Source organism: Streptomyces sp. NPDC048604 (genome assembly GCF_043199435.1).
Classification (GTDB): Bacteria; Actinomycetota; Actinomycetes; order Streptomycetales; family Streptomycetaceae; genus Streptomyces.
Window position 1 is genome coordinate 202134 of sequence record NZ_JBICVX010000004.1, and the last position, 15322, is coordinate 217455.

17 protein-coding genes, 1 tRNA gene and 1 pseudogene are annotated in these 15322 nt (G+C 70.0%); 9 read left to right on the forward strand and 10 right to left on the reverse strand.

The genetic code is table 11. The annotated features are described in order from the left end of the window. Positions 1-68 precede the first annotated feature (68 nt). The 3 genes from ACGFMM_RS10235 to dcd form a co-directional block, all read right to left on the reverse strand. Entirely contained in the window at positions 69-2114 is a 2046-nt protein-coding gene (locus ACGFMM_RS10235) for a PA14 domain-containing protein (protein ID WP_393645033.1), read from the reverse strand. A 201-nt stretch (positions 2115-2315) separates the two neighbouring features. Next, on the reverse strand, positions 2316-2813 hold the full coding sequence (locus ACGFMM_RS10240) for a phosphoribosyltransferase (RefSeq protein ID WP_393645034.1): 498 nt from the start codon (positions 2811-2813) through the stop codon (positions 2316-2318). Between the two features lie 5 nt (positions 2814-2818). Continuing rightward, positions 2819-3394 (reverse strand): dCTP deaminase, encoded by a 576-nt coding sequence (gene dcd / locus ACGFMM_RS10245; protein WP_393645036.1) that lies wholly within the window; start codon positions 3392-3394, stop codon positions 2819-2821. Positions 3395-3873: 479 nt separating this feature from the next. Between dcd and ACGFMM_RS10250 the strand changes: the two genes are divergently transcribed. Further along, positions 3874-3944: transfer RNA gene (locus ACGFMM_RS10250), tRNA-Gly, on the forward strand. Between the two features lie 89 nt (positions 3945-4033). Here the strand turns inward: ACGFMM_RS10250 and ACGFMM_RS10255 are convergent. Beyond that, positions 4034-5308 (reverse strand): M23 family metallopeptidase, encoded by a 1275-nt coding sequence (locus ACGFMM_RS10255; RefSeq protein WP_393645038.1) that lies wholly within the window; start codon positions 5306-5308, stop codon positions 4034-4036. 624 nt (positions 5309-5932) lie between these two features. Between ACGFMM_RS10255 and ACGFMM_RS10260 the strand changes: the two genes are divergently transcribed. The 4 genes from ACGFMM_RS10260 (at position 5933) to ACGFMM_RS10275 (ending at position 7426) form a co-directional block, all read left to right on the forward strand. Beyond that, positions 5933-6139, forward strand: a complete 207-nt coding sequence (locus ACGFMM_RS10260; protein ID WP_393645039.1) for a type II toxin-antitoxin system Phd/YefM family antitoxin — start codon at positions 5933-5935, stop codon at positions 6137-6139. Positions 6140-6164: 25 nt separating this feature from the next. After that, positions 6165-6530, forward strand: a complete 366-nt coding sequence (locus ACGFMM_RS10265) for a DUF6247 family protein (protein ID WP_393645041.1) — start codon at positions 6165-6167, stop codon at positions 6528-6530. Continuing rightward, positions 6527-6850, forward strand: a complete 324-nt coding sequence (locus tag ACGFMM_RS10270; protein ID WP_393645043.1) for a hypothetical protein — start codon at positions 6527-6529, stop codon at positions 6848-6850. Before ACGFMM_RS10265 ends, ACGFMM_RS10270 begins: the two co-directional genes overlap by 4 nt. A 354-nt stretch (positions 6851-7204) precedes the next feature. Beyond that, positions 7205-7426, forward strand: coding sequence for a hypothetical protein (locus ACGFMM_RS10275; protein ID WP_393645045.1), 222 nt, complete (start codon positions 7205-7207; stop codon positions 7424-7426). A 524-nt stretch (positions 7427-7950) separates the two neighbouring features. Here ACGFMM_RS10275 and ACGFMM_RS10280 read toward each other — a convergent pair. From ACGFMM_RS10280 to ACGFMM_RS10290, 3 genes are all read right to left on the reverse strand, one after another. After that, the gene (locus ACGFMM_RS10280; protein ID WP_393645047.1) at positions 7951-8238 is read right to left on the reverse strand and encodes a hypothetical protein; all 288 of its coding nucleotides are present in this window, start codon (positions 8236-8238) and stop codon (positions 7951-7953) included. A 187-nt stretch (positions 8239-8425) separates the two neighbouring features. After that, positions 8426-8845: an SRPBCC family protein gene (locus ACGFMM_RS10285; RefSeq protein ID WP_393645049.1), complete on the reverse strand. Its 420-nt coding sequence runs from the start codon at positions 8843-8845 to the stop codon at positions 8426-8428. Between the two features lie 24 nt (positions 8846-8869). Further along, positions 8870-9232, reverse strand: coding sequence for a VOC family protein (locus ACGFMM_RS10290; RefSeq protein ID WP_393645051.1), 363 nt, complete (start codon positions 9230-9232; stop codon positions 8870-8872). Between the two features lie 128 nt (positions 9233-9360). On the opposite strand from ACGFMM_RS10290, the gene ACGFMM_RS10295 reads away from it, so the two are divergent. From ACGFMM_RS10295 to ACGFMM_RS10305, 3 genes are all read left to right on the forward strand, one after another. Next, positions 9361-10179 (forward strand): helix-turn-helix domain-containing protein, encoded by an 819-nt coding sequence (locus ACGFMM_RS10295; RefSeq protein WP_393645053.1) that lies wholly within the window; start codon positions 9361-9363, stop codon positions 10177-10179. Positions 10180-10401: 222 nt separating this feature from the next. Next, a complete protein-coding gene (locus ACGFMM_RS10300) occupies positions 10402-10767 on the forward strand; it encodes a hypothetical protein (RefSeq protein WP_393645508.1) in 366 nt (121 codons plus the stop codon). An 86-nt stretch (positions 10768-10853) separates the two neighbouring features. Next, positions 10854-11549 carry a hypothetical protein gene (locus tag ACGFMM_RS10305; protein WP_393645054.1) on the forward strand — a complete coding sequence of 232 codons (696 nt, stop codon included), beginning with the start codon at positions 10854-10856 and terminating at the stop codon, positions 11547-11549. A gap of 176 nt (positions 11550-11725) precedes the next feature. Here ACGFMM_RS10305 and ACGFMM_RS10310 read toward each other — a convergent pair whose 3' ends face one another. After that, positions 11726-12313, reverse strand: coding sequence for a TetR/AcrR family transcriptional regulator (locus ACGFMM_RS10310; RefSeq protein ID WP_393645056.1), 588 nt, complete (start codon positions 12311-12313; stop codon positions 11726-11728). Between the two features lie 225 nt (positions 12314-12538). Here ACGFMM_RS10310 and ACGFMM_RS10315 point away from each other — a divergent pair. Then, positions 12539-13499: pseudogene (locus ACGFMM_RS10315) on the forward strand (alpha/beta hydrolase family protein). Positions 13500-13532: 33 nt separating this feature from the next. On the opposite strand, the gene ACGFMM_RS10320 reads toward ACGFMM_RS10315, so the two are convergent. Further along, on the reverse strand, positions 13533-14393 hold the full coding sequence (locus tag ACGFMM_RS10320; RefSeq protein ID WP_393645057.1) for a PLAT/LH2 domain-containing protein: 861 nt from the start codon (positions 14391-14393) through the stop codon (positions 13533-13535). Between the two features lie 85 nt (positions 14394-14478). Continuing rightward, on the reverse strand, positions 14479-15231 hold the full coding sequence (locus ACGFMM_RS10325) for a hypothetical protein (RefSeq protein WP_393645059.1): 753 nt from the start codon (positions 15229-15231) through the stop codon (positions 14479-14481). Positions 15232-15322: the final 91 nt, after the last annotated feature.

Consider the following 15322-nt stretch of genomic DNA (forward strand, 5'->3'; position numbering starts at 1 on the left):
CAGTTCATATGGAAGCGGCCGCCTCCCCGGGGGGTGGCGGCCGCTCGGGCGCGGGGTCGGACGGCGTCCTAGACCCAGTCCCGGAAGACGGAGTACCAGGGGTACGTGCCCACCACGGTGCCGTCGGCCGTCACGGCCTCCAGCGTGTAGAAGTACGTGTTCTGCTTCGTCGCCGTGGCGTCCTCCCACGTCCGGGTGGCGGCCGCCAGCAGACCGGCGTGCTGCGGCTGGTACTCCCCGGCGGCCGGGTTCCACCGGCTGACCCGGTAGCCGACGACCGTGTCGCACACCGCGGTGTCGGTGCACTGCCAGGTGACGGTCGGCCGGGTCGTGATCGTCGTGCCGTGGCCCAGGGCGCCGAGGTTCCAGTTCCTGGTGACGGTCACGGACGGCCGGACGTCCAACTCGGTGGCCTCGACGACGGTGACCTTCGGGTCGCTCGGGTGCAGCTTGTTGCCCCAGCGGTCCACGGCGATCACCGCGTACACGTGCTTCGTGCCGTCCGGCAGGTCGCCGCAGAGGGTCGCGAGCGGGTCGCTCGGGTTGTCCCAGCAGTTGTCGGGGCCGAGCCACTTGACCGTGCCGTCGGCCTGCCGGACGCCCTTCCACACCACGTACTCGTCGATGTCGTCCTCGGGCGAGGCGGCCCACCTCACCACCATGCCGTCGGCGCGCGGGGTGACCTTCACGCCGGTGACCGCTCCGGGCGCCTCGGTGTCGCCGGTGCGGACGACGAGCGGGGCGGAGTACGCCGACTCGACGCCGTCCGGGTCCACCGCGGTCACGGCGTAGGTCACGTACGTGTTCACGGGCATGTCCAGGTCGACGCACGCGCCGTTGTTGGCCGCCTCGTGGCTGCCCTCTTCGGCGCAGGTCACCCGGGTGCGGGCGGCAGGGTCGAAGGTCTTGCCGGGCGAGCGGTACACGCGGTAGTGCCCGCCGTTGTCCCAGTCCTCGCCCCAGCGGCCGCCGGGCGCCGTCCAGCCCACCTTGGTGGAACCGGGTTGGGCGTAGGCGCTCAGGCCGGTCGGGGCCCCTGGCGGCGTGCGGTCGACGCCGTCGCCGGTGACCGTGGCGTACGCCCCCGCGTTGCCGAGCGCGTCGATGCCGCGGACCCGGTAGTACCGCGTCGTGTTCGGGGGCCCGTCGGCCATGAAGGACGGTGTCGTCGTCGTGGCGAGCCACTCGAACGGGCCGGTGGCAGCGGAGGAGGCGTACACCTCGTACTTCGCCGCGTCGGCGACGGGCTGCCAGTTCAGGTAGGCCAGCCACGCGTCGTTGACGACCGTGAGACCGGTCGGGGCCACCGGGCCCGTGTGGTCGATGGTCTTCGCCGTGACGTCGAGGCTGCCGGTGGATTCGTTGCCGGCCTTGTCGACGGCGCGGACCTCGTAGAGGAACGTCTCGCCGGTGGCCGGGGGCGTGTCGACGAAGGTCGGGGTGGTGAGCAGCGAGGTGCCGCTGACCTTGGCCCACTGGGTGAGGCTCAGCCGGCGGTAGACGCGGTAGCCCGCGAGGTCCATCTCCTTGCCGGCGGCCCAGCGCAGTGTGGTCTTCAGCGTCCACGGGTCGAACGCGGCGGTGAGGCCGGTCGGCGCGAGCGGCTTGACGGTGTCGACGCCGGCCGCGGTGCGCGGGGCGTAGGTGAACCCGGCGTAGGCGTATCCGGTCCAGGCGACGTAGTCGACGCGGATGGTGTGCTTGCCGGCCGGGATGTTGAGGTCGAGCGTCTTGCGGGCGGTGGCGGTGACGTTCTTCCACAGGTCGATCTTGCGGACGCCGTCGACGTAGACGCGCATGCCGTCCTGGGTGGCGGCGTTGAAGGTGAAGGGTCCGCCGGAGCCGAAGTCGCGGGTCAGGGACCAGCGGATGGAGAAGTTGTCGTTGGGCAGGGTGACGCCGGCGGGGTCGCCGTTGCCCATGTTCTCGGCGATGGCCGAGTCGCAGGCGGTCAGCTTCGGCGTACCGCTGAACGAGGTGTTGGCGAAGTACTGCGCCGTCCACACGGGTGAGGCGCAGGAAACGGCCGCGGAGGCCGGGGCGGCGGTGATCAGGCCGCCGGCCGTGGCGAGCGCGGCCGTCATGGCCGCGGCTGCCAGGCGGGAACGAGTCATCACAGAGAGTGGGGTCCCTTCCGGACCGAGGTGAAACACGTGCAACGTAGTGATGCCTGTGTGACACGCGAGGAGAGGCTGTGGTTGCCCTCCGCCCCGCACCTTTTTCCGCCAGGAGGACGGCCGAGGCGCCGCGTACCTCCCGGGCACGCGAAAGGGCCCCGCCGGAGAACTCCGGCAGGGCCCCTTTCCGTACCGGCCTCAGGCGTCGAGCACCTGCCCCGCCCGGGTGACCACGGGCGGCTCGACGGACCACGGGAAGTTGATCCACTCATCGGTCTTCTTCCACACGTACTCGCACTTCACGAGGGAGTGCGGCTTCTCGTAGATGACCGCGGAGCGGACCTCGGCGACGTGGTCGACGCAGAAGTCGTGGACCAGCTTGAGCGTCTTGCCGGTGTCGGCGACGTCGTCCGCGATCAGGACCTTCTTGTCGGAGAAGTCGATCGCGTTGGGGACGGGCGCGAGCATGACCGGCATCTCGAGCGTGGTGCCGACGCCGGTGTAGAACTCCACGTTCACGAGGTGGATGTTCTTGCAGTCCAGGGCGTAGGCCAGACCGCCGGCGACGAAGACGCCGCCGCGGGCGATGGAGAGCACGATGTCGGGCTCGTAGCCGTCGTCGGCGATGGTCTGGGCCAGCTCGCGGATGGCGCGCCCGAAGCCCTCGTAGGTCAGGTTCTCCCGTACGTCACTCATGCTGCTCACACCTGCGTCCGATGGAAGTTCTGATACGAGCGGGAGGCGGTCGGCCCCCGCTGGCCCTGGTAACGGGACCCGTAGCGCTCGCTGCCGTACGGGAACTCGGCGGGCGAGCTCAGCCGGAACAGGCAGAGCTGGCCGATCTTCATGCCCGGCCAGAGCTTGATCGGCAGGGTGGCGAGGTTCGACAGCTCCAGCGTCACGTGCCCGGAGAACCCGGGGTCGATGAACCCGGCGGTGGAGTGGGTCACGAGCCCCAGCCGCCCGAGAGAACTCTTCCCCTCGAGCCGCGAGGCGATGTCGTCCGGCAGGGTGATGACCTCGTACGTCGAGGCCAGCACGAACTCGCCGGGGTGCAGGATGAACGCCTCGTCGCCCTCCGGCTCGACCTCGCGGGTGAGGTCCAGCTGCTCGACGGCGGGGTCGATGTGGGGGTACCGGTGGTTCTCGAACACGCGGAAGAAGCGGTCGAGCCGCACGTCGATGCTCGAGGGCTGCACCATGGATTCGTCGTACGGGTCGATGCGCACCCGGCCGGAGTCGATCTCGGCCCGGATGTCCTTGTCTGAGAGAAGCACGCCCCCACGATACGCAGAGGGCGCGGACGTCCCAATTCGAGACGGTCCACGCCCTGGCTCACGTCACCCGGCGACAGCCCTCAGCGCTGCTGAAGCTCGACCGGCACGGCGTGCCGCAACCGCGCACACCGTGGACACCGGATGAGCCGCCCGGGCCCGATCCGCCCGGCCCCGAGCTGCTGCAGCGGGAACGAAGCGGTATTGAACACGTGCCCCTCGGCACAACGGACGACGGTGCGCTCCATCGAACCCATCGAACCCATCAAGTCCCTTCCCCAACAAGCATGGACGAGACTGCCACATTAGGGGATAAACAGGACGCCACTCCATCCGGCACTCCGCCCCCCACGCTACGCCCCAACTTCCCCCGCCCGCACCGGGGTCGACCCCGAAAACACGAAGGACCCCACGACGCGACACGTCGGGAGTCCGGGATGAGGTACAGTGTGTGACGCTACGGACGGATCACCGACCGTTACGCGGATGTAGTTTAATGGTAGAACATGAGCTTCCCAAGCTTATAGCGCGGGTTCGATTCCCGTCATCCGCTCTTCTACGAAGGCCCTGGTCAGCGACCAGGGCCTTCGTCGTCGTCCATGCCGCTCCATGCATCGTGCACTGGGGGAGGCGGCCCGGGGGTCAGAACTCCAGCACCTCGCGGTCGAGCGGGTAGCGCGCACGGTGGGGTCCGTCGTACGGCGAGGGCGTGATCGGGAGGACGCCGGTGGGCTGCAGGCCCAGGTTGTCGTCCCAGATCCGGGGTTCGACGTGTCCGACGACGCGGAACTTCCGGAAGGTGAACGGGGGGCTGTCGGTCGGGAAGAACTCGGGCGTGGTCATCACCTGGAAGTGCAGGTGCGGCGTGGTCGAGTTGCCACTGTTGCCGATCAGCCCGAGGACCCGGCCGGGTTCGACGTGGTCGCCTTCCCGGACCCTGAGCGAGCCGGGCTTCAGGTGCGCGTAGAGGAGGTAGCGGCCGGGCGCGACCTCCACGGTGACGTGGTTGCCGACGGTCTCCTCGATCGGCGGGACCGGCGGCGTGACGGGCGGCGTGTTGTCCGGGATCCCGTCCTGGACCTCCACCACTCGGCCACCGGCCGCCGCCACGACGGGCTGCCGGTAGCTCAGGTAGCTGGTGAGCCGCGCGGGGTCGCCCTCCCAGGTCTGTCCCTGCTCGCCGACCCGGTACCAGTCGATCGCGAAGCGCTGCGGCACGTAGAAGCGGCCGTTGATCGGGCCGAGGCCGCGCCGATGGTGGGTGTTGCCGCAGCACGACTCGCTGGAGTACCAGGTGCCGGGGCGGACCGGCGCGTCCAGGTTCAGCGGCGCGGTGCGGTCGGTCGGGGTGATCTGGACCGTCTCCTCGAACGGGGAGGAGCCCGAGGCGGTGAGGACGGCGCCGGAGAGGTGGTGCTCAAGGACCCTGGGCACCCGCTGGTCGCGGTCGAGGGCCAGGTCGATCCAGACGACCCACTGTTGGGAGCCCGGGATCACGGTCGGCGTCGGCCCCGGCGGCGCCGGCGTGTACCCGTCCGCACCCGGCAGGGGGTCGCCCACCGGGTTGGCGGCATCGGCCAGCGCCTGCCCGCTCAGCGAGCCCACCACCCGGTGTGTGCGGGCGTCCCGGACCTCGACACGGTCCAGCCGCACCCGTGAGCTGCTGGGCAGCGCGTTCGTGGTGAGCAGTTCGTACGAGAGGTGCGTCCTGCCGTCCGTGGCGATGAACGGAGCCGGTTCGGTCATCACCGCCGCCGTCAACGGCGTGAACTGGGGGCCGGGCGCCGGCGTGGTGGTACCGGTGCCGTACCCGGGTGCAGTCGAAGCCATCAGCATGCCGACCGCGAGCACGGCGGTGGCGAGCCCACGACGTAGAGGTCTGCGGCCCGTGCGGTTGCGAAGGTAGCGCTGTGCCATGGTGCTCTTCCAGTCGTCGGGTCCGGGACCGCGATGGGTACCGGCACGCCCCGCGCCGAGGCGCAGGCCCATGTAATCCGGCGACGCGGAGCTCCCGGCGGACAGCGCCGGAGGCAGGTGCCGAACTACACCTGTCCGGCCGCACCGGCCCGCCGAGCCTGGCCTCGCCTCGCGGATCCTTCGGGCCTCTGTCGAGCGCCGAGTTCGTGACGGCCCGTGGGCAGCGGTCCCGCTCGGATGACCGCAGACTCCCCGAGGGGCCGGCGCGTGCCCCATCCGTGCCCTTCAGGGCGGTGAACAGCGGTCACCACGGGTGCGAGCAGAGCCTCCCGGCAGGCCCGAACAAGGGACTTGTCCGCAGGTCAGAGGCGGTTTGAACGCCTGAGCAGCGGTGATTCCCAAGCTTATAGCGCGGGTTCGATTCCCGTCATCCGCTCCACGACAAAGCCCCAGGTCAGCGACCTGGGGCTTTGTCGTTGTCCAGACCCCTCACCTCCGTTGTGCCCTTCCAGGTGCCTCAACTCCCGTTCAGATGCCGCGCACCAGCTCCGCACACCCTCCCGTGTTGCGCCGAGCACCACAGGCACATATCTCAACTATGAGAGTTGCCATACACTGGAGCCCATGGAGACGAAGACGTACACGACCATCGACCTTCGTAAGGGGATGGGCGAGATCCTGGACCGGACCCGGATCGCCGGCGAGGCGGCAGCCATCACCCGAAAAGGGAAGACCGTCGCTTACTTGGTTCCAGCCGAGTGGTTCGAGCAGATGACCAGCCAGCAGCAGCCGCACGAAGCCCGGCAGGACGCCCGGCAGGACGCGGCCTGACCCTCCGTCCAAGGAGCCCCGAACCATGCCCGCCCATGCACTCCACTTCGAGGAGTACGAGGGGGAACCCCGGCGGTTGCCGCCCATGCCCGAACGCACCCCCCAAGCGCTCCGGCTGGCGATCCAGGAACACGCCCCGCACCTCCTCCCCGACTTCGAAGCCCACTGGAAGCGCGTCATCGGCAATGCCTTCAGCGTCACACCGGTGCCGGCCTTCATGCGCCTGTGGTGGACGCAGTACGCCATAGCGCGAGATCCCGTCCTCGACTCCCACATGCGCGATCTCGAAGCTCGCGCCGCCACATCCGAAGACCCCGAGGAGTCCATGCGACTCCTGGAGGAGTACAGCCGTCTTCGCCACGAAGCCGCCGAGAGGGAGCCGGGCGAGTGATCGACGAACCACCCCGGCCATCCTGGCAAATGGACTGGACGAAGCAGGCTCAGGACGACTTCCAGAGCATGCCCGCCGAAGGCCGGGACCTGATCATGAGCGCCCGCGCGGAGCTGGTCACTGCCAACGACCCCTACTTCCGGGGAATCGACGCCGATGCCTCGCTTCCGCATTGGATGACCGTCCGGCCGCTGGCCTCCACCAGCCCCGGCGGCCCCCACATCGTGGACCTGGCCGGCGGACGAGGCTGGCTCGTCTACACCTTCATACGCCGACACACCGAGCCCCAGATCGTCGTGACCGATGCCTTCTGGGCCTGACCCCGGCGCCCCTCAACCCTGCGCCCCAGAGGCATCCATTCCGACGCTCCCGCCGGGAGGCGCGTGCCACAACGCGCCAGTAGGGGCGGTGAACAGCGGTCACCAAGGGGGGCGCGGAAGTAACCACGACGCAACCTTCAGCACACGTTTCTGCAGGTCAGGCGCCATACACCGGCCCAAGTGCCGGGTGATTCCCAAGCTTATAGCGCGGGTTCGATTCCCGTCATCCGCTCCATGACAAAGCCCCAGGTCACTGACCTGGGGCTGTTGCTTTTCGGGGAGACCCTTCTCAGCTACCGCGCGCTGCGGACGTGAACGGCCGTAGCGGATACGCGTGGGCGCATACTGATAGCAATGACAAAGCCAAGTGCACCGAAGCGCTTTTTGCCCACCAGCCCCTTCAAAGCCCCGGTCACGCTGCCTCCTAAGCAGTTCGCCGTAGGCGACCAGGTCACACACGACGTGCACGGCCTCGGCCGGGTCACCGGCATCGAGGACGGGATAGCGGCGGTCGTGGATTTCGGCTCGACGCAAGAGCGGATCTTGAGTCCGTACGCCAAGATGAGCAAGCTGTAGGACCGCCGTGCCCGGTCACGGCACACCAGATCCGTTCTTGGACCCGCAATGAAGAGGACCCCTGTCATCGACCTGACCTCGCCGTTCTCCGCTCCGGTAGAGGCGTCCCCCTGCACCGCTGCAGCATCACCGCATCCCACCGCACATCCCTTCCAGGCGCCCGACTTCGGGGAGGTCGAAACCTTCCTGCTCGACGAGGATGCGCAAGCGTCCGCCCCTGGCACGAGTGCGGCTCGACGCGAGGCAGGCTAGCTCCCACTCGTGACGACGGCTTCGGCATCGGGCCACGAGGCGTATCCGTTTCCGTCTCCATCCACGGCATGCGCCGACCGGCTCCGTGCGGGTGCGACGGACTCCGATCTGTCACCAGACGAGGCGGCGGTGAGCGGGCGCAGGCGCGTGGCGGCATGGATGAGGTCGGCCACGAACAGCACGATGCGCCGATGACACCGAGCGCGATCGCGACGATGATCAGGTCCAGGAAAGGGCGACAGGAGGGGCACCTCCCCGGTCGGACGGGAAGCTCAGCGGCGGGCCAGCCGGTCCGGTCCCACCGTCGCACCGTCCAGGCGCACGAACACCGGACGGTGGCGCGTGGGCAGGCCGACCGGGATCGCGGCCATGGCCGGCTCGCCGGTGCTGGTGTCGACGCAGATCGCTTCCAGGCTCTGGCAGCGTGCCCCAGCCGTGCCCTTCAGGGCGGTGAACAGCGGTCGACCCGGGCGTCTCGGGATTGGCGAGAAACGCCATACCAAGAAGCGTTTCCGCAGGTCAGACCACAGATGTTCGAGCTGGGCAGCAGTGATTCCCAAGCTTATAGCGCGGGTTCGATTCCCGTCATCCGCTCGTGAACGAAGCCCCAGGTCAGACACCTGGGGCTTCGTCGTTGTCGAGACCTATTCAGGCGTCGAGCACCACCTGCGCAGGTGGTGCGTACCACCTGCGCACCACCTGCCCCGGACCGAGGCACGTTCTCGGCCCGGCCCCGGTACGAGCTCTCTACCTGTCCGTCGGGACCGGTGTGGACTTCAGCGTCTCCTGCATGATGTGCGCGCCCTGCTCGGCCATCTCGCTGATGGGGCCGGCGAGTTCGTCCGGCGTCACGTCGATCGTCCAGACGAAACGGCTGTGCCCCCCGGTGGCGGCAAGGACCTGCATGGAGGCGTGATGGTGCTTCGGCGCCATCGAGCCGCCGACCACCGCGTAGGCCACCCGGCGGGCCGCCTCGTCGATGTCGACGATCAGCTCGTGCACGACGACACCGTTCGCGAAGGTCACGATCCTGGTGTCCGCCTCCATGCGGGTGTCCGTGACGAAGCCCGGCACCAGGCGCTGGTGCACAGCTCCGACCTCGCGCAGGGCCTCCCAGACGTTCTCCGGGGAGTTGTCGATCAGGAATTCCTTGTGGATGTGAGCCATGTGATTCTCCTGTCGGGTGACGTGTCAGGCACCGGTGGTGAGACAGAACGGGTGCCCCTCGGGATCGGTGAGGACGACCCACTGGTCCTTGTCGGGCTGGAATTCGGGCCTCGACGCTCCGAGGGCGAGGATCCGTCCGGCCGCCTCCTCCAGGTCGGCGACCGTGAAGTCGAGGTGGGCGTGCTTGCCGGCGTCGGGCCAGCCGGGGGCCCGGTAGCCCTCGATGCGTACGAAAGTCAGGCCGGCGTGCTCCCCGCCGGCCAGGGAGGCGTAATCCTCGCCCCTGTAGGTGATCTCCCAGCCGGTGAGCTCGCTGTAGAACTCGGCGAGCCGGGCCGGGTCACCACAGTCGATGACGATGGTGCTGATCTGCGCGAGAGCGGACATGACGGCGACTCCTCGATGGCGGTACGGGGTGAAGTGCGACGCCGCTCAGCCTGCTCGCCACGCCCCGTCCCGGTCTTGAAGATCCTTGCGGCGGGGCCGATGTCAGACCCCCGGCGTAGCGTTCAGGAGTGCTGACCGCCACCGTCCTCGCCACCCGGCCCGACTTCCGCATCACCGCGGTGAACTGCCGGGACGACCACACCCGCTGGTCGGAGGCGGAGGTCCGCGAGGACTACCGAGTGGTGCTCGTACGGCGCGGCCGGTTCCGCAGGCGGGCCGCCGGAACCCCGGCCGAGGTCGACCCGACGACGGCCTATCTCGGTGTCCCGGGCGAGGAGGAGCGTTTCGCGCACCCGGCCGCCGGGGGCGACGAGTGCACCTCGATCAGCCTGACGCCCACGCTGTGGCGGGCCGTGGCCGGTGAGGAGGCCCGCCCGGCTCGCCAGAGCGTTTACGTGGACGCCCGCCTCGACCTGGCCCACCGCCGCGTCCTGGCGTCCGCCCGCACCGGCGACGTGGACCATGCGGTGGCCGAGGAACTGGTCGGACTGCTCTCCGCCACCGTCGGTCAGGCCCTCGACGGAGCCGTCCCGACCGGCGTCCCCGGCCGGGACGAGGCGACGCTCGTCGCCGCGGCCCGGCATGCGATCGGCGAGGCCCACCCCGCCTCCGAGGGGCTTCTGCCGCTCGCGGAGCTCCTCGGCGTCTCGCCCTACCGCCTGAGCCGCGCCTTCACCCGCGAGCTGGGAGTTTCGCTGACGCGCTACCGCAACCGGGTCCGTGTCGGCCGGGCTCTCGACCGTCTGGACGCGGGCGAGGACAGCCTCGCCACCCTCGCCGCCGACCTGGGCTTCTCCGACCAGGCCCATCTCTGCCGGACCATGCGCCAGCACCTCGGCCACACGCCAACGGCACTGCGGCGGCTCCTCGCCCTGCGGTTGCCCTGAGAATATCGGCCCCTGCTCGATCGCAACACGGTGCGGCCACGCCGTTACGCTGCGCAATCATATTCTCCGCCTGATGAGATCTTGTTCTTTTCAGGGGGTGGGGACGCCTCCTGTTGTCATTTTCGCCACCCAGCCCGTCTATGGTCCTGAGGCGTGAATTCAGGCCAGGTCCGTCGCGGCCACCACACGGGAGCGTTGCTGTGGGCAGCACTCCTCGCGGTGGTGTTTGCCGTATTCGCGATGCACACCCTGACCACTGAGCGAGCCCACAGCTGCCACACCGCCGCGTTGCCGCTCATCGGCGGGGCGGACGAGACTCAGCATGCTCACACCGGCGTCTCCCCCGGGGACGCCGCCCACACACCGGACAGCCCGGGCCACGCATCCCGCCACGACCACGGCGGAGCCGAAGAGACCTGCCTGGCGCTGCTGTGCGTCGTCGGCGCCCTGCTCGCGTTCGGCCTCGGGCGCGGAGCCTCCCACCGCGTCCTCTACGTGCTCCACCGTGGGGCGCCACCCGCGCACAGCTGGATCAGCCGCACGGGCGACCCGCCGTGCCTGCACCGACTTTCGATCCTGCGCTGCTGAGAGCCGCACCAGCGTCACGCCGCACCACTGGTGCCGGCGCGCTTCCGCCTGCTCTGACACAGCAAGATCTGAAAGGCCTTACCCGCATGACCACCGTTCTCAAGCCCGAGCTCCACCGGACTTCCCCCTCGAAGCATCGGCGCCCAGCCTTCGACAAGAAGTCACTCCCGGCTCGCTACAGCGGCCAGATGCTGTACTTCATGGGCGCCGCCCTCATCGCCGGTGCCGTCGTCCATTACCCGATCGATCCGAAGCTGTACACGATCATCTGCGTCGTCGGCGCCTTCGTGTTTCTCCTCGGCACCGTCGTCAACGAGTTCGTACTGGCCGACGAGCGGCCGGTGCTGAGCCAGGCGGTCTCGCTGGTCGCGTTCTCCCTGCTGCTGTCCTTCGGTGTCGGCATGGTCGGCGGCGGCATCCAGCACTTCGAGCAGTTCCCCGAGCGCAGCGCCTGGATGACCCCCATCGGCCTGCTCATGTCGTATGTCGCGTTCGTGGCCAAGGACTCCAAGGGGCGCTGGCGGCACCTCGTCAGCCCGTTCGCGGCCGGTGTCGTCGTCGTCTCGGCCCTCGTCTGGCTGGGCATGACCGCCCTCGCCGGCACCATCAGCTCCGACGGCCACAGCCACGACAGCGGCTCCACGACGAAGACCCCCGCAGAACAGAGCCAGACTCCCGCCCAGCAGGAGCAGCCGACCGACTCACCCGCCAACCAACAGGAGCAGCCGACCAACTCACCCGCCAAGCAGGCAGAGGACGGTCACTCGTCCCACAGCCACTGAGGGGAAGACTCTCGTCCCGCGTCCGTAGCCACTGATCCCCGCAGGGTAGGCCCCGCAGGGTAGGGGGTTGCTCGGGTGGGGGGTGCTCTGCCTGTGCCGCCGAGGGTGTCCCCCTTGGCGGCACAGCCGGGGCGAGATCCTTTCGGCCGGCTGCCGGAGAGGGACGGCGGCGCCGGTCACTGCGGCACGTGCAGTCCCGCGACGAGGATCGCGACCAGGCGGCGGGCGTTGTAGCGGGGGTCGCTCTCGGCCCCGATGCAGAGGTTCCCGATGCCGCGCATGAGCTGGTACGCGGTGAGGTCGGTGCGGATCTCGCCCGCGGCGGCGGCCGCGTCGAGCAGCTGCGTGCAGACGGGGACGAGCCGGTCGAGGAAGTGGGCGTGCAGCGCCTCGAAGCCGGCGTTGTCGGACTGCATCGCGGCGGCGAGGCCGTGCTTGGTGACCAGGAAGTCGACGAAGAGGTCGACCCAGCGTCCGAGCGCGGCGTGCGGCGTGGGGCCGGCCGCCAGGAGGGCCGGGCCCGCTTCGGCGCAGGCTTCGACCTGGTGGCGGTAGACGGCGATGACGAGGTCCGCCCGGGTGGGGAAGTGGCGGTAGAGCGTGGCCACGCCGACGCCCGCCTTTGCCGCGATGTCGCGTACGGGCGCCTCCACGCCCGAGGCGACGAAGACCGCCGCGGCCGCGTCCAGCAGGGTCTGCTGGTTGCGCCGGACGTCCTTGCGCTTGGGGCCGGCCGCACTCTCCTGCCGGTTGCCGTCGCCCACTGCGGCACTCCTTCCATGACGAACCTTGCGAAGTGGAACCGTGTTCCGTATCGTTCTTGCGGAACGGTGTTCCGTTTTACTCATGATGGCAGACCCGGGGGCCGCCGACCACACCGTGCGTCGTCCGCTCGAAGAACCAGGTCCGGCCCGCGGCCCCGCCTGCGGCCGTGCCCATCGCACAAGCGCCCGGAGATCCGAACGAAAGGCACTTCCATGGGCACTTCCATGTCCGATTCGAAGATCACACCCGCCCTGGTGCTCTCCGCCAAGCCCGTCGTCCTGCCCGCCTTCAGCGGCCGCGGCGACAGCCTCCAGGTCCGCGTGTCCGCACCCGCTTCCGGCGGCGAGCTGCCCGTCGTCGTCTTCTCGCACGGCTTCGGCTGGTCCATGAACGGCTACGCTCCGCTCGCGGACCACTGGGCCGCGCAGGGCTTCGTGGTCGTCCAGCCCACCCACCTCGACTCCCGCACCCTCGCCATCCCCGCCGAGGACCCGCGCACCCCGCGGATCTGGCGCCACCGCATCGAGGACGTCACCTGCGTACTGGACGGGCTCGACGCCCTGGAAGCAGCCGTACCCGGCCTCGCCGGGCGCCTCGACCACGGCCGCATCGCCGTGGCCGGCCACTCCTGGGGAGCCCAGACGGTGAGCACGCTGCTGGGCGCCCGCGTCCTCGACGGCGACGGCGTGCCCGGCGAAGACCTGTCCGACCCCCGCGTCAAAGCGGGTGTCCTGCTCGCCCTCACCGGCCTCGGTGACGACCTGACTCCGTTCGCCGCCGAGCACTTCCCCTTCATGAAGCCGTCGTTCGACAGCATGAACACCCCGGCCCGGGGGGGGGGGGGGGGCCCCCCCCCCCACCCCCCGGCCCCCCCCCCCCCCCCCCCCCCACGACCGGTCTCCGCTGTCCACCCGCGGACCCGACTGGTTCACCGACCCCTACACCCACAGCCCCGGCGACAAGACCCTGCTCACGCTGTTCGGCGCCGAGCACTCGCTCGGCGGGATCCCCGGGTACGAGGTCGCCGAGACCACGGACGAATCGCCCGCCCGCGTCGCCCTGATCCAGCAGCTCACCACCGCCTACCTGCGCAGCACCCTCCAGGGCGACGACTCCGGGTGGAAGGCGGCGGTCACCGCCCTGGACGAGGACCCCGGTCCGCTCGGAATGCTCCGGAGCAAGTGAGCGCCGCCGACGTCGTTGCGGACGGGCGGTCGATCAGTCGTCGGCAGCGGTCACCGCCCACTCGGGGCTGTAGGGCCCGTACGAAACGCCCTCCTGCTCGTCGTCCTCGCCCGGCGTCCCGCTGTCGTCGGTGAGCCAGTAGCGCTCCGCCTCCGCCTCGCCGCCCCATAGGCCCTCGAAGCCGTCCGGGCCGGTGATACGGGTACGGGCGTACGGCGCCCAGTCGTCACCCTTCGCCTTCCACAACTGGAACGTCACCGGCCGGCCGAAGTCCGCCGGCACGGCGATCGTGTACGTGTCCGTGCCGCCCGCCTCGAAGTCGTCGTGGTCAGAGGTGTCGAGGACCGTCCACGGCGACGTTCGGCCCTCCGCGTCCGTCAGACGGCCCTGCACATCGCAGTCCGTACCGGCGCCGTCCGCGTCGGAGGTCCGGATGGTGACGCGATAGCTGCCTCCTCGCGCGTCGGCCCCACCTGCTGACGGTGCTTCGCTCGGCGCGGCCTTCTCGCCGTCCTCGGCCGCCGTCGCTTTCGGGACGGCTCCGTCCCGGCCGGAGAGGAGTCCGCCGACCGCCAGACCGACGCCCGCACACGCCAGCAGCACGGCGCCGGCAACCGCCGCGCGGGCTGGAGCCCGACGGGGCCGGGCGGGGACGGAGGCGGCCGGGTGGGCGTCATCGATCCGGGGCAGGGGCCTGGTCGATGTCACCTCGTCGGGCAGAGCGGCGGACGCGTCGGCTGCAACCGAGTGCGGGAGGCGTGGGATGACCTCGGTGGCCTCCAGGTCGTTCCCCCGCGGCCACCGGCCCTGGCCCGTGCCGTACCGAAACTCCATCGCCGAACCCCCGAACCACTGGATCACGTCAAAACGCCGGGGAGCGTAACCGACGGTCACACCGGCATGATCCACGTGACCATCCTTCGGAACGGGGGCTCGCGGCAGGCACGCCGCCGTGCCACAACATGCCGGTGGAGGCGCGTCAGGTCCCCGGCCGGTGCTGGTGGCCGACCTCGCGGGCGAGGTCCAGTCCGAGGACGCGGTCGAGGAACGCGTACGTCTCGAACTTCGCGCCGGGCGGTACGTCGGCCCGCGTCGCCACGGTGTCCAGGGTGTCCAGGACGGCAGGGACGCCGAGATCGTCGGCCAGTACGGCATGGGCGTGTCGCAGTACGTCGGCGGGGATCGGTCTGGACGGTTCCTGCGCCCAGTCGGCCACCAGCCGGCGCCAGTCCGCCAGCCTCCGCCGGGCCTCGTCGAGCGCCGTCCCGGTGGCCACGACCGGCGTCCGGTAGGCGTGGCCGAGCATCAGCAGCCTCGCGGCCAGCGGATCGGTGCCCTCCGGGTCGAAGGCGTCCGGGTCGACCTCGCCCACCTCGATGTGGACCCCGTCCGCCGCGTCCTGTGCGGCGGTCCCGTGCGCGTGGACGTGTACGTCGGAAGCGGCCGAGCCACCGGCCGTGGCGGGCGGGTGGATGCCAAGGGCGGACATGGCGCGATCAAGTGCCCGGGCCTGTTCCTGCGGCAGGTCCGGCGTGGTGAGGAACGTGCGGGACTGCAGGCCGTGCAGCTCCGCCGTGCGTGCCAGTACGTCGCCGACCAGGAGCGCCCGCAGGTCCGCCGTGCCGATCCCGGCGTCGCTGTCCGGCAGGTGGACGCAGATGCTCAGCAGATGCCGGCGTACGGAGGGAATCTCCACGAGCCGGCCGGTACGGGTGTCGGCGATGCGCAGCATGATGCGGAGGCTAGTCGCGGAAACCCCCGGTATCGGGGAGGACCTGACCAGGGCAGGGGCTGTTGCGCTCCGACTGCCCCCACTGCCCCCA

Excerpts from the sequence above, each read along its gene's own strand:
- ACGFMM_RS10240 (WP_393645034.1), bottom strand. The coding sequence starts at position 2,813 with ATGAGTGACGTACGGGAGAACCTGACCTACGAGGGCTTCGGGCGCGCC.
- ACGFMM_RS10235 (WP_393645033.1), bottom strand. The coding sequence starts at position 2,114 with ATGACTCGTTCCCGCCTGGCAGCCGCGGCCATGACGGCCGCGCTCGCC.
- ACGFMM_RS10290 (WP_393645051.1), bottom strand. The coding sequence starts at position 9,232 with ATGTCCGCTCTCGCGCAGATCAGCACCATCGTCATCGACTGTGGTGAC.
- ACGFMM_RS10260 (WP_393645039.1), top strand. The coding sequence starts at position 5,933 with ATGGAGACGAAGACGTACACGACCATCGACCTTCGTAAGGGGATGGGC.
- ACGFMM_RS10305 (WP_393645054.1), top strand. The coding sequence starts at position 10,854 with ATGACCACCGTTCTCAAGCCCGAGCTCCACCGGACTTCCCCCTCGAAG.
- ACGFMM_RS10285 (WP_393645049.1), bottom strand. The coding sequence starts at position 8,845 with ATGGCTCACATCCACAAGGAATTCCTGATCGACAACTCCCCGGAGAAC.
- ACGFMM_RS10255 (WP_393645038.1), bottom strand. The coding sequence starts at position 5,308 with ATGGCACAGCGCTACCTTCGCAACCGCACGGGCCGCAGACCTCTACGT.
- ACGFMM_RS10275 (WP_393645045.1), top strand. The coding sequence starts at position 7,205 with ATGACAAAGCCAAGTGCACCGAAGCGCTTTTTGCCCACCAGCCCCTTC.
- ACGFMM_RS10265 (WP_393645041.1), top strand. The coding sequence starts at position 6,165 with ATGCCCGCCCATGCACTCCACTTCGAGGAGTACGAGGGGGAACCCCGG.
- ACGFMM_RS10325 (WP_393645059.1), bottom strand. The coding sequence starts at position 15,231 with ATGCTGCGCATCGCCGACACCCGTACCGGCCGGCTCGTGGAGATTCCC.